The sequence below is a fragment of the Gilvimarinus sp. 1_MG-2023 genome (assembly GCF_030548285.1).
This window is the reverse complement of sequence record NZ_JAUOSC010000325.1, coordinates 1-374: the sequence shown is the minus strand read 5'-3', so window position 1 is coordinate 374 and position 374 is coordinate 1. Positions and strand designations below refer to the sequence as shown.

The following is a 374-nucleotide window of genomic DNA, read 5'->3' as shown; positions in this document are numbered from 1 at the left end:
CCATGGACCAGTCGCTCAAAACCTTGCTGTCACGTGGTCTGATTTCCCGTGAAGCTGCGCAGGAAAAAGCCAAAAACCCGGATGCTTTCTAGGCCGGAGTATTGTGACGACATGGAGTAAGCTGTTATGTCGATGGACAAGTTTTTACGTTTGATGGTCGATAAAGGCGCGTCGGATCTGTTTATTACAGCCGGTGTTGCCCCATCGAAGAAGGTCAACGGCCAGATTTTGCCACTGAGCAAATCGCCGTTAGCCGCTGAACAGACCCGGGATATTGTTCTGGGTTTGATGAACAGCAAGCAGCAGGATGAGTTTGAAAGTACCAAGGAACTCAACTTTGCGATCAACGCTCGAGGAATCGGGCGGTTCCGGGC

Annotated in this window: 1 pseudogene; it reads left to right on the top strand. The window is 51.1% G+C overall.

Features of this window, described 5'->3' with window-relative positions:
• Window positions 1-126: 126 nt before the first annotated feature.
• Window positions 127-374 (top strand): annotated as a pseudogene (locus Q4563_RS17010) (type IV pili twitching motility protein PilT); the annotation flags it as partial.